10 protein-coding genes and 2 riboswitches are annotated in these 12,977 nt (G+C 50.8%); of the genes, 1 reads left to right on the forward strand and 9 read right to left on the reverse strand.

Translation table 11 applies throughout. The features are described from left to right. Positions 1-15 precede the first annotated feature (15 nt). The 5 genes from kdpA to kdpB form a co-directional block, all read right to left on the reverse strand. Entirely contained in the window at positions 16-1,689 is a 1,674-nt protein-coding gene (gene kdpA / locus AB1L17_RS27840; protein ID WP_412848146.1) for a potassium-transporting ATPase subunit KdpA, read from the reverse strand. A gap of 61 nt (positions 1,690-1,750) precedes the next feature. Next, a complete protein-coding gene (kdpF, locus tag AB1L17_RS27845; RefSeq protein ID WP_412848177.1) occupies positions 1,751-1,828 on the reverse strand; it encodes a K(+)-transporting ATPase subunit F in 78 nt (25 codons plus the stop codon). Positions 1,829-2,388: 560 nt separating this feature from the next. Continuing rightward, a riboswitch (cyclic di-AMP (ydaO/yuaA leader) is annotated at positions 2,389-2,535 on the reverse strand. Positions 2,536-2,697: 162 nt separating this feature from the next. Then, positions 2,698-4,635 (reverse strand): putative bifunctional diguanylate cyclase/phosphodiesterase, encoded by a 1,938-nt coding sequence (locus tag AB1L17_RS27850; RefSeq protein ID WP_412848145.1) that lies wholly within the window; start codon positions 4,633-4,635, stop codon positions 2,698-2,700. A 9-nt stretch (positions 4,636-4,644) separates the two neighbouring features. Next, entirely contained in the window at positions 4,645-5,967 is a 1,323-nt protein-coding gene (locus AB1L17_RS27855) for a methyl-accepting chemotaxis protein (RefSeq protein ID WP_412848144.1), read from the reverse strand. A 37-nt stretch (positions 5,968-6,004) separates the two neighbouring features. After that, a complete protein-coding gene (gene kdpB, locus AB1L17_RS27860) occupies positions 6,005-8,005 on the reverse strand; it encodes a potassium-transporting ATPase subunit KdpB (RefSeq protein WP_412848143.1) in 2,001 nt (666 codons plus the stop codon). Positions 8,006-8,169: 164 nt separating this feature from the next. Between kdpB and AB1L17_RS27865 the strand changes: the two genes are divergently transcribed. Continuing rightward, on the forward strand, positions 8,170-8,538 hold the full coding sequence (locus AB1L17_RS27865; RefSeq protein ID WP_412848142.1) for a Na-translocating system protein MpsC family protein: 369 nt from the start codon (positions 8,170-8,172) through the stop codon (positions 8,536-8,538). A 55-nt stretch (positions 8,539-8,593) separates the two neighbouring features. On the opposite strand, the gene AB1L17_RS27870 is transcribed toward AB1L17_RS27865, so the two are convergent. The 4 genes from AB1L17_RS27870 to AB1L17_RS27885 are packed head-to-tail and all read right to left on the reverse strand — an operon-like array spanning position 8,594 to position 12,005. After that, entirely contained in the window at positions 8,594-9,004 is a 411-nt protein-coding gene (locus AB1L17_RS27870; protein WP_412848141.1) for a hypothetical protein, read from the reverse strand. Positions 9,005-9,023: 19 nt separating this feature from the next. Continuing rightward, positions 9,024-9,959: a glycine betaine ABC transporter substrate-binding protein gene (locus tag AB1L17_RS27875; protein WP_412848140.1), complete on the reverse strand. Its 936-nt coding sequence runs from the start codon at positions 9,957-9,959 to the stop codon at positions 9,024-9,026. Further along, complete coding sequence (locus tag AB1L17_RS27880; RefSeq protein ID WP_412848139.1) at positions 9,956-10,795, reverse strand: ABC transporter permease; 840 nt, start codon at positions 10,793-10,795, stop codon at positions 9,956-9,958. Before AB1L17_RS27880 ends, AB1L17_RS27875 begins: the two co-directional genes overlap by 4 nt. Further along, positions 10,779-12,005: a quaternary amine ABC transporter ATP-binding protein gene (locus AB1L17_RS27885; RefSeq protein ID WP_412848138.1), complete on the reverse strand. Its 1,227-nt coding sequence runs from the start codon at positions 12,003-12,005 to the stop codon at positions 10,779-10,781. The genes AB1L17_RS27880 and AB1L17_RS27885 overlap by 17 nt, the downstream gene beginning before the upstream one ends. A 393-nt stretch (positions 12,006-12,398) precedes the next feature. Next, a riboswitch (cyclic di-AMP (ydaO/yuaA leader) is annotated at positions 12,399-12,545 on the reverse strand. Positions 12,546-12,977 lie beyond the last annotated feature (432 nt).

Consider the following 12,977-nt stretch of genomic DNA (forward strand, 5'->3'; position numbering starts at 1 on the left):
AAATTACTCCTTTTATTAGCGGATTGTGAGCCACTCGGCGATTGGGCCAAGTGCAAGTACTGGCAAGAATGTCAGGGCACCTACGATTACCACAGTCGCAATCAGAATCACCGTGAATACACTATTGTCTGTGCGAAGTGTACCCATTGTTTCCGGTACTGGCGTTTTTGCGAGCAAGGAGCCTGCTACCGCCAGCATCGTAATGATCGAGACATATCGACCAAACAGCATGACGAGTCCCGTAGAGATGTTCCAGAATGGCGTGTTGTCAGCCAATCCTTCAAAACCGGAACCGTTGTTGGCTGCCGAAGAAGTGTACTCATACAGCACTTGCGAGATACCGTGGAAGCCTGGGTTCGTCACGGCGGATGAGCCCATCTCTGTCGCCAGTGCAATAGCGGTCGGCGCCAAAATAATCAGCGGATGAACGAGAATCGCGATGGCGATCAGCTTCATCTCTTTTCCTTCGATTTTGCGGCCGAGGAATTCAGGCGTACGCCCTACCATCAAGCCCGCCAGGAATACAGCCAAAATCGCATACATCAAAATGTTTATCGTTCCGACGCCATCTCCGCCGAATACGCAGTTGAGCATCATTTCACCGAGCGGAACCAACCCGCCAAGTGGCGTCAATGTATCGTGCATATTGTTCACGGTTCCTGTCGTAGCCGCTGTTGTCACGGCAGTGAACAAGGCGCTTTGTGCGATACCAAAACGAACTTCTTTTCCTTCCATGCTGCCCATCACTTGTGACAGACCTGCCCGCTCCAGTGCCGGGTTGCCGTTTACTTCATTGGCATATGCCGTAATCAGGAAGGCCAGGAACATCACGAACATGGCTCCAAAAATAACCCAGCCTTGCTTGCGGCTCTTCGCCATGAAGCCGAATGTGAATGGCAGTGCAGCCGGGATCAAGAACATCGACAAAATTTCGATCACGTTTGTTAGCGGTGTCGGGTTTTCAAATGGATGCGAAGAGTTTACGCCGAAGAATCCGCCGCCGTTTGTTCCCAAATGCTTGATTGATACGAGTGAAGCTACTGGACCGCGAGCGATTTGTTGCTCCGTTCCGCTAATGGTTGTTGCTGTAGCTGTCGGCTCCATTGTCTGTGGCACGCCTTGTGACACCAGTAGCAATGTCACGACAATCGCCAGTGGAATCAACACCCTTGTATGAGCACGCACCAGGTCAACGTAGTAGTTACCGATGCTGCGCTGTCCGGTCAGCCCTCGCATGAAGGCCATTACGACCGCGATCCCTGTCGCTGGCGTCGTAAACATCAGGTAAATGATGACCAGCATTTGCGACAGATAAGACAATCCGCTTTCCCCGCTGTAATGCTGAAGATTCGTATTCGTCAAAAAGCTGACGGCCGTGTTAAAGGATAGCAACGGCTCCATCGCCGCAATTCCACTCGGATTTCCTGGCAGCATCCCTTGCAAACGAAGCAAGAGATAAGCAATGGCTACCATCGAAATGTTGCTGACCAGAACAGCCATTGCGTACTGCTTCCAGTTCATGTCTGCTACGCGAATGCCAGACAGCTTGTATATCGCTTTTTCCACTCCGCCAAAAACGCTGTCCAATCGGGTCGTCTCCAGCGAAAAGGAGCGCGCCAAATATTTTCCCATCGGTATGGCGAGCACGAAAAGCACCACCAAAACCAACGCTATTTGTATAAAGTCCACGACAGTTCCTCCTACTCCCTCTAAAAAATGGTTCCAAATGAACGAATTGTTCGAACAACCTCTAGTATTTTTCCGGGTAAATCAATGCGTGGCACAGATACATTGCGAGCCCTGCCACAATCAGCAGCAACAAGATCATTTCTCTTTCCCTCCCTGTTCTCTTACCACGGCGTCACAAAACTTGATGAGTGCAAAAAATACACCGAATGAAAGCGCCAAGAGCAGTATGGAAACCACGTCCATGCAATGTCCCTCCTTTTTTCTGGTACTGACTATTCCGTAAAGTCTGGCTGACTCGTCTCTCTCGCTATCCCCTGTACAGGTCTTCTTTTTTGAAAAAAACCTGCCATTTGGGATAAAAAATAGACCAATGCTTACGATTCCCCCGAAAGATCGCTACATTTGAACCAGCGAAAGATAAACAGACGAACGAAGTCGCCCGCATCCCGTGGCAAATAAAACGATCCTTTGTATCGGAGAAAAAGTACTCATTGGTCTACCTAACGCCCAGCCGACTTGAAGTTGCCTTCTTTGCGTTTTGTCTCCCGTTTCCTTTTTCAAAAAAACAGTTATTTACTTGTGAGTAAAACGGTCACTGGCCGTTTTTGAGCAAAACGAAAAGACCTGCAAAATGCTTCGAGTCAACCTTTGTCGTCCCAAATGGATAACAAAAAGGCCTCCTCAAATAGGCGGTCTTTAGACCTCCCTCGCTTTAGCCGACGAAGTTAGCTGACGGGTAGGATGGCGAAAGAGTTTCTCATCCCTCCCACGATTCATGCGTGGGATTAACCCCTACTGATTGGGTCCTCCGTTCCCGAGTGCCTCGGGATTTGGCCATATTTGCAATTGTTGGTTACGAGTCTCATTATACGTCTGGCATAATCGGATGTTAATGTCCTATTTCTGTCTTTTTAGCACGATTTTTGCATTCTTTATCCGTGTAAGCGATTTAAACCTATCAGGCCTCATCCGATCATGATATTTCATCGTTTCTCTCGTTTTTTCATTTTATTTGCCCAATACGGCAAGAGCAGTCGCACCCGATTGCTGCATCCATGCTTCTAACAGATCAGCAGGTAATGGCTTGCTGCAATAGTAGCCTTGCATTTCGTCACATTGCTGCTCGCGCAAAAAGGCCAGCTGGACTTCGTTTTCCACCCCCTCCGCCAGCACGTTCATCTGCAAGCTGTGGGCCATGGCAATGATCGACTTGGCGATGACGGCATCTTCGTTTTCTGTGATGTCATTCACAAACGACCGATCGATCTTCAATCGGTTAATGGGAAAATCGCGCAGGTAACTAAGCGAGGAGTAGCCTGTCCCAAAATCGTCGATGGACAGCCATATCCCCAGATTTTTCAGCTCATGCAGGATTCCGATGACCCGAGTGGCATTTTGCATGACAGCACTCTCCGTGATCTCCAGCTCCAGGTATTGCGGCTGCATCTGCGTTTCTTGGAGCACCTGCTTGATCATGCCGACCAAATTCTCCTGCTGAAATTGGCGGGCTGAGAGATTCACCGCGACGCGCAGCGGAGGATAGCCTGCATTTGCCCATATCTTGTTTTGCTGGCAGGCAGTTCGAAGCACCCACTCCCCGATCGGAACGATCAGTCCGGTCTCTTCCGCCAACGGAATAAATTCTGCTGGAGAGACCATGCCCCATTCGGGATGCTGCCACCTGAGCAGAGCCTCTACTCCGACCACCTGATTCGTTTTGCAATCGATCTGTGGTTGATAATGGAGGCAAAACTCATTGCGCTCCAACGCTTTGCGCAGCTCCTGCTCGACCGCCAGCCGCTCCGTCGCATGTAGGCTCATCGTAGAAGAATACAGGTTGTACCGATTCCTACCCTTTTCTTTGGCACTGTACATCGCGGCGTCTGCATGCTTCATAAGGGTTTGTGTATCCTCCCCGTCTCTCGGGAAAATACTGATCCCGATGCTGGTCGTGACAATACATTCCCGATCCTCTACCGTAAGCGGCAACTGCAAGGACGCAATGATCCGATCTGCCAGCGCAATGACATCCGTCTCGTCAGAAATCGCGGGAAAAATCATCGTAAACTCATCTCCACCCATGCGTGCCAGCATGCCTGCCGAGCCGACATTTTCCTTTAATCGATGTGTCAGGGACTGAAGCAAGCAATCCCCGAAATGATGCCCCAACGAGTCGTTGATGTATTTAAACCGATCCAAATCGAAAAACAGGATCGCCATCATCTTGCCTTCCTGCTTCGCCTGGGACAGAGCAATCGTCAGCTCCGCTTCGAACAGTCGACGGTTCGGCAAATCAGTCAACGCATCGTGATACGCCATATGATTGATTGTCTGCTCTGCCTGCCTGCGATCCGTCACGTCACGGATAATCCCTCGCAGCCCCGTGACACCACCCGATTTTTCGCTGATTTTCACAATGGAGCCCTCCACCAAGCGCCTCTGACCATCACGCTGGATAAACGCCCAGTCAATTCGCTGTACAGGCGTCCCGGTATGTGACACCCACCGAAACGCATGCTTCAGCTTCAGGGCATCTTGCTTGCCCACGAACTCCTGATAGCTTGCACCCACCAGCTCATGCGATGGTGCTCCCAGTATCTCAGAAAGCGCCGGGTTCACGGCGAGAAAGCGACCCCGCTCATCCAGCTCGTAATAACCGTCTTTGATGCTCGCTAGGATCGATCGAATCTTTCTCTCTTCGTTCTCCCAATACACTTCCTCCAACTGATGCGCATCACGCGTGTATCGCAACGCCACACGATAGCAAATGACCAGGATGATACAAACCAACAACAGCCCGGCAAACCATACAGCCCCTCGCGTTTCCTCCGTCCAGAAAAGCATCAACACCAGCGCCACCAGCACCAAACCGGCAATAGCAGAGGCCAGCTTCATCGCCATTTGTTTTTGCCGTTCTATCCGTTGCTGCTCTAGCCATAGTCCCATTCCCATCACCTATGTCTTGAATCTGCGAATCAAACTTTTTTGCTGGTGAGCCAGCTTGCTTAGTGAATCGATACACTCACGAAACGCCTCTACCGCGTTGTTTTGCTGATAGGTCGCCTGTGCCACTTGATTTGCCCGCTCAGATGCAGCCTTCGCAATTTGTGCCAGCTGACCCATTTGGGCTGTTACTGTCACCGTTTTGCCCGAGGTGTGATCCAGACCTGTCGCGACTTGGTTGATGTGCATGGATACGTGCTGAACCGCCATACTAATTTCCGCAAAAGCCTCTCCCGCCTCCTTCACAACAGTCACGCCAGAGGCGACCTCCGCATTTCCGCCCTCAATCGAATGAACAGCGTGAGCAACATCTTGTCGCATCTGCTCAAGCATGTCGGTGATCTGCTCCGCTGCTTGCTTGGATTGATCTGCGAGCTTTCTCACTTCCCCGGCTACGACAGCGAAGCCTTTGCCTGATGCTCCCGCACGTGCAGCTTCAATCGCAGCGTTGATCGCCAGCAGGTTGGTCTGATTCGCCATCGCCTTAATGACAGCCACACACGCTTCAATCTCCTTCGATCGAGTCCCCAGCTGTGTCACGGCTTTCTCTGTCGTGGTGAAAGCAGCCGCAATGTCTGCCATCTGCTGCACCGTTTTCGCGATGACTTCCGTTCCCGTCTCTGCCGTCGCAGACGCGCTTTTGGCTGATCCGAAGACATGCTGCGCGTACTCCTCCATTTGCTTCACAGCTTCTTCTACACGTTCCATCGAATCGACTGTTTGACTGGAGCCCTTCATTTGCTCGCCTGCGCCATCCACCAGTTCTTGCATCGCTGTGACAACTGATCGGCTGTTTTCGGTTGCTTGCAAGGCATTCGTCGCCAGCTCTTCAGAAGCATTCGCTACATGATCAGCTCCCGTACTGATTTGTCCGATCAAATTGCGCAAATTACGCGCCATCTGGTTAATCGCTTGCGCTACCTGCCCAACCTCATCCCGCGTAGCTATCTGGATCTCTGCTCCCGTCAAATCTCCTGCGGCCATTGTTTCTGTCGCATCGGCAATGACACGTATGGATCGGCTAATTCGGCCAGAGATGATCCAGCCCAATCCGATAATCAGAACAAACATCACAACACTCGTCACATGAATGTAGGAAAGCTCCTCAAGCACGCTCTTTTCTAATTGCCTAATTGCTTCTTCTCCTAGTCCCAAACTGGCATAGCGCGCATTGATTTCAACCAGCTTTGTGTAATAGAGCTGCCCCAGCACTCCGATTAGCAGGGCCGCAGCGACAAAACCGCACATGATTTTGGATCGCAACGATACGTTCATGTAAAGACACCTCCGTATGTCATTCATAGCTGTTTGGTTACCAGAACAGTTGCAGTCCCATATCAATCAGCTTAATTCCGATAAACGGAAAAATGATTCCTCCTACACCGTAAATCAACAAGTTCCGGACGAGAAGCTGGTTCGCATTCATCGGCACATAGCGCACTCCCCGCAAAGCAAGCGGGATTAGCAAAGGGATGATGATCGCATTGAATAAAAGTGCGGAAAGAACGGCGCTGGACGGAGACGCCAGATTCATGATGTTCAAGAGCTGCATCTGTGGTACTTGCTCCACCAGCATTGCAGGGATGATCGCAAAATACTTGGAAAAGTCGTTCGCGATACTAAACGTCGTCAATGCGCCCCGGGTCATGAGAAGCTGCTTCCCGATGGAAATGACCTGCAAAATCTTCGTTGGGTCTGAATCGAGATCGACCATGTTGGCCGCTTCCTTCGCTGCCGTTGTCCCACTGTTCATCGCGATGCCTACATCGGCTTGGGCCAGTGCTGGTGCATCATTCGTTCCGTCGCCTGTCATCGCAACCATTTTTCCTTGCGCCTGCTCTTCACGTACGATCCTGATTTTATCCTCGGGCTTACTCTCGGCGATAAAATCGTCGACTCCTGCTTCTTTGGCAATGGTAGCCGCTGTCAGCGGATTGTCACCTGTGCACATGATCGTCCTGATGCCCATCCTCCGCAACTCCTCGAATCGCTCGCGAATTCCTGGCTTTACCGTATCCTTCAAATAAATCAGGCCAAGAACCTGACTGTCCTTACATACTGCGAGCGGAGTACCGCCTTGTAGCGATATACGCGAGCTTTTTTCTTCGAGATCTGGCGGAACCTCGCCACCACGCTCAAGGACATAGGCACAGATGGCGCTAACTGCTCCTTTTCGGTACTGAACCCCCTTGTAATTCAAGCCGCTCATGCGCTCCTCTGCAGTAAACGGGATGATCTGTCCCTCATACGCTTTGACATCGCAGACGACATGGTTTGCCTGGGCAAGCATCATGACGGAGCTGCCCTCTGGCGTATCGTCAAACAACGAAGTGAGCACAGCGACTTCCATCAGCTCCTTCTGATCGACACCTGCCATGGGAACAAATTCTGCCGCGAGTCGATTTCCGTACGTAATCGTTCCGGTCTTGTCCAAAATGATCGTGTTTATATCCCCTGCCGCCTCTACCGCCTTCCCTGACATTGCAATAACTCCAAAACGGGTGACACGATCCATCCCCGCAATACCAATCGCCGATAACAAGCCGCCAATCGTGGTCGGAATGAGACACACGAGCAAAACGACTAAAACGGAGATATCCAGCTTGATGCCCACATACGACGCAATCGGAACCAGCGTGACGACAACAATCAAAAAAATAAGCGTGAAGACGATAAGAACTGTATTCAAGGCAATTTCATTTGGTGCTTTTTGACGTTTGGCCCCTTCAATGAGCATAATCATCCGATCCAAAAAAGAGTCCCCGGGGTTCGTCGTAATTTTCACGACGATGGAGTCACTGATGACACGTGTCCCACCCGTTACGGATGTATGATCACTACCCGCTCTCTTGATGACGGGTGCAGATTCTCCCGTGATTGCAGATTCGTCGATAGACGCCAGCCCTTCGATAATGTCTCCATCCCCTGGGATGTGATCGCCGGTTTCGACCAAGACAATATCACCTTTGCGCAGTTCACCAGATGAGATGACCTGCACACTGCCGTCAGCTTTGAGGCGCTTGGCTTCCGTATCGCGCTTAGCCCGCCGCAATGTATCTGCTTGTGCCTTCCCACGTCCCTCCGCCAATGCTTCGGCGAAATTGGCGAACAACACCGTAAATAACAAAACGGAAAAAACGACTGTATTCCACCCCACTTGATCCTCTGTACCGAAGTACTTCGGAAACACCAGCATCAACAAAATCAGCACCGTCCCAAGCTCTACGACAAACAGCACCGGATTCGATTTCATGACTAGCGGATTTAATTTACGAAAACTATCAAGCAGGGCTTTTCCTATCAATTGTTTCATAGCTCCTCCACATGCAATAACGCGTAGATCAAATATAGAAAAATACCAGCAGCAAAAATGGAGACGATCACCACAGGAAGGTTTCCCCCTTTTTTCTTAGGTTGACAGCCCATAGACGGCTGAGTAATATAAGGCACAATGATAAATTATGGGAGGTATGGCGTTTGGCCATCTCTAACAAAAAAAAGCTGGAAGCCGAAATCAGCGAAGCATTCATAAAATTTCAACGTGATCTGATTGGACGAGGTCCGCAGGAAGCCAAGACGTACATCGTCGGTGATATGGTCATCGCCCGGTTCAAAGGGGTCCTCACCGTCGAAGAAAAGCATCTGTCCAGTCACGATAAAGGCCGCCGCATCGTAAAAGAAATGCGCGAAGTTCTCCGTGAGATGTACAGCGAAGAATCGGAAGAAATCGTAGAAAAGCTGACAAGCTGCAAGGTACTTTCCAGTCATAGCGACATCAGCACGAAAATGGGTGAACGGATCGAGGTATATGTATTGGACAAGGACCTCGAAAAGCTGCTAGGCTAATTTCACGAAACACGGCTCCGCCTTGATAGCAGGCGGAGCCTTTTCTATGACCCTCTTAACCGCTCATCTGCTCGGCCAACCAGCCGTAGCCCTTATACCCGGGCTGGCTTACGATGACGTGATTTGCCCCAAGTGCTTTGTATAGCGTTGCGTACCGATGCTCCTGCGTCATTACAAAAATCCGGCAGGTGCCCAGCTGTTTGAACAGCGTAATGAAATCGCGTCCCTCCGCCCACTCATCGGGAAAGATGTAGACGGAATGATAGCGCAGCAAGGGCTCTTGTTCGCGATAGCTCTCCTCAAACGAAATGGGCAAAAACCGCTGAATCGTCTGTTCTCTCGGTCCAGCCGTCAATGAAAAGGCACCGGGATTCCTGACCCAAAAAGCAGGCAGACTGTCGCAGCATAGCGTCTGGACAAATGAAGTGAATGCTTCGCCCTTGCCAATCACGAGATAATGCTTCATAGCAGCGCCTCCCTTTCTTCTACTTGAGATCCTCGATGGACGAGATGTTCATGTACGCAGGAACAACGAGTCCGATTTTTGTCCCATCAAGATTCGGCCCCAAATCCTCGATCTGTCCACCGAATTTTTTCACATAACTCGCATCTGTGGACGGCAGCCAAGCCGCTACCATTCCATCTACATCTCCGATTGCTACACCTGCCCACATCGGTCCCGTCTGTACTTGGCTCAATTCGACTTCATACCCCAGCTTCTGCTCCAGCACATGCTCTACGACGTGCGTGCTGGCGATCTCGGAGTCCCATGCTACATAAGCTAGGGTCAGCTTCTCTTTTTGGACAGGCTGAATACCTTCCACCCATTTCGCTACTTTGGCTTCGTTGTTTTTTACCCATTCAGCAGCAGCCACTTCAGGTTCTCGTCCGTCAATCATCTGGACCATGACCGACTCCATATCTGCTGGCTCCCACGAAAACTTATCCAAAAACTGATAAGCAGCAGGCTTCTCCTCCTTCAGCCCTTTGCGCACGATGGTATGGATTTGCTCCGCTCCGCCAAAACCGTTCTTCGGGTCCGCCAAGTATTTCAAATCCATCTTTTTGAACATCCAATGCGGCGTCCAACCCGTAATGATAATCGGTTCCTTCGCCTCGTACGCCTTGAGCAATGCAGCTGTCATCGCTGCATCGGAGCCTTCGACGAGCTGCCACTTGTCCAAGCCGTACAGGTTCATGACTTCCTCTGTCTTCACCATCGAGCCTGCTCCTGCGTCGATTCCGATGATTTTGTAGTCGAGCTTTTCTCCTATCGCGTTGTCAGACGTCTCAGAAGGAATCGGGCTGATCACCGTTGCTGTCGGTATTTGTGTGTTTGTGCTTTGACTGGAGCAGCCTGCCAGCCAAGCTGTCGCTCCCATCATTGCTGCTAATAGAGTGGGCACCATTTTGTTCATCATGTGTTTCTCTCCTTTTTTCCTGCATGTTGGGTAATCCGATCTAATACGATGGCGATGATCACAATGGATAACCCCGCCTCAAAGCCTCTTCCTATATCCACTTGCGATACAGCGCGATACACATCTGCCCCCAGTCCTTTTGCTCCGATCATGGCCGCTATGACTACCATTGACAGGGCGAGCATGATGCACTGATTGACCCCGGCTAAGATGGTCGATTTCGCATACGGCAATTGCACCTTCACCAGCTTTTGCCATCCCGTTGACCCAAAGGCGTCCGCCGCTTCCTCCATTTCCGCCGGGACCTGACGTATTCCTAAGTTCGTCAGACGCACAATTGGCGGCAATGCAAAAATAACGGAGGCAATGACTCCCGGCACCTCACCCAAGCCAAAGAAAAAGATCGCAGGAATCAAGTAAACGAACGCCGGCATCGTCTGCATCAAATCGAGAACTGGCGTAACCAGATTGCGAAACGTATCGTGTCTCGCGCAAAGAATGCCCACCGGAATCCCGATGACGATCGAAATGATCGTGGCAGAAATAACGAGTCCCAACGTCTCCATCGTTTCATCCCAGTAACCCAGGTTGTGGATCAGAGCAAGACCGATAACCGTAAAAATCATGGAAGCTCGCCCTGAAAAGACCCACGCAGTGGCACCCAGCATCAAGATGAGAATCAGCGAAGGTACTGCTGCCAAAACCGTGGAGAAGTAAGTCACCGTCGTGGAAATGATCATGGCTGCCGGATCAAACAGCACTCCTTTGTACTGGCCCAGCACCTCTACGAACCCTTCCATCCATTGACCGATCGGCAGCTTAGGCACGGAGTCCATGACTCATCACCTCGACTCTCTGGTGCTCTTGGACATTTACTTTGCCAACCAGTCCACCAAGCACCGCTCCTTTTACGATGACACCCAACAAACGCTGTTGCTCGCCCACGACCGCAATCGGGACGTGCAGGTCTGCCATCATCGGGAACAAGCTGTGCAGACGTGTATCAGGCGAGACCACGGGCAGGTCTGTTTTCATGATTGTCTCAAGCGAATCTCCCGTACCGATTGCAAGCGATACATCATACGCCGTAATCAAGCCTAGCAGCGTGCGCTTTTTGTCCACGACGTACAGGCTGGACACGCCGTTATCCATCATGAGCTGCAGCGCTACTCGCGCTCCTTTGTCCGGTGTGATCGCCTCCGCCCGTTTCATCACATTCTCTGCGACGAGTACTCTGGACAGGTCCGCATCCTCAACGAACTTCCTCACGAATTCATCCGCTGGGTCTGCCATGATTTCTTCCGGGCGTCCGATTTGGACGATCTGCCCGTCTTTCATAAAGGCAATCCGATCCCCGAGTCGCAACGCCTCTTGCAGGTCGTGCGTAATGAACAGGATCGTCTTTTTCATCGTCAACTGGAGCTCCAGCAGCTCATCCTGCATGTCTTTTCGAATAAGCGGGTCCAGTGCACTGAACGCTTCGTCCATCAGTAGAATATCGGGATTGTTGGCCAATGCCCGCGCCAAGCCAACCCGCTGGCGCATCCCTCCACTCAGCTGATCCGGGTATGCATTTTCCCACTCGGTTAACCCAACGAGTGCGAGTGCTTCCCGTGCTTTTTCTTGCCGGAGCTCCGGTGGAACCTGTTGAATCTCCAGGCCGAACTCGACATTTTCCCGAACGGTCCGCTGCGGAAACAGGGCGAAATTTTGGAAAACCATCCCGAGCTTTTTCCTCCTAACCTCGCGCAAAGCTGACGCCCTCATATCCACAATCTCTTCCCCGTCGATCTGAATGCTTCCGCTCGTCGGGTCTATGAGGCGATTACATAGCCGGATCAGAGTCGACTTGCCACTGCCTGACAGGCCCATGATGACGAAAATTTCACCTTCCTCGACTTCAAAGCTGACCTGATTTACTCCGATCGACAAGCCGGTTTGCTTATAAATTTGTTCCTTTGTACGTCCTTCTGCCAGCAGCTTCAAGGCGAGCTCGGGCTGCTTGCCGAACACTTTTGTCAGTTGATTAACTTTCATTTTGGGCATGGTATCCCTCATCTTTCGTTTATTTGTGAATGAAAAAAGCCCGCGAAATTTCCACACTCCAGCCAAACCAAGCATGCTAACTTGATTTTTACTGGTGTTGAAAATCCGCAGGCTTACGTAATACCTGGCGTCCTTTTTTCAGGACTCCCTGTACTCTGTCTTCCTGATTTCGATTGGTAGCGGTTTATGTCGTACCGACTGCCTCCTATCGATCCACACGCATTCGTTCCGCCTGTATCGTGTAAGCTGCTTGTCGGTGTATCCATAAAAAATAGGCCGATCCATTCTTTCTCTCCAGAACAAAGGTCCCAAAGAAAAAGCCTGCATCGGCCTATCACACGCCCGCAAGGAATCCCCTTGTTGCGCATTATATGCCTAGACTTTATCCATCCATGACCTTCCCTGCTTTGGCCGACGAGGTTAGCTGACGGGTAGGATGGCAGAGAAGACATTTCCTCATCCCTCCTGATCACTCAGGATTAACCCCAAAAGATTGGTTCCCCCGCTTCCGAGAATCTCGGAACTAGGCCGTATGTGTTGTTTTTCTTGTTTGAGCTTGATTGTGATTTGATTATACGCTCGCTTCCAGTTATTGTGAACGTTCGTTTAGCGCTGTTTTAACCGAATTATGGCTTTCTTTATGAGTCGGATTGGATTAGCTGTTGGTTGCTCATTCGATTAAAGGATTCGTGCGTTATTCTCACTCGCTTGTGTGGTGGGGAGGAAACAGGAGAAAACGCTCAGATTCTTGGAACACCTGCAAGGGAGCATGGGGTGCCCGGCTCCGTGAAAAAAATCGAAACCGCGTCCAAAGTGGTCCATTCAGGGGGTATCTCAGAGGTGGACGCTAAAGGCAGTTTCTCTTTTTTTCACTACGCCTCGGTAGGTGTGTCCAAAGATCTTCGCTGTTTCGTATTATGAGGTCAGCCAGAATAAAACTGGCTGGCCATTTTTCATGGAAATGGCTTTACT

Source organism: Brevibacillus jepli, assembly GCF_047229145.1.
Lineage (GTDB): Bacteria > Bacillota > Bacilli > Brevibacillales > Brevibacillaceae > Brevibacillus.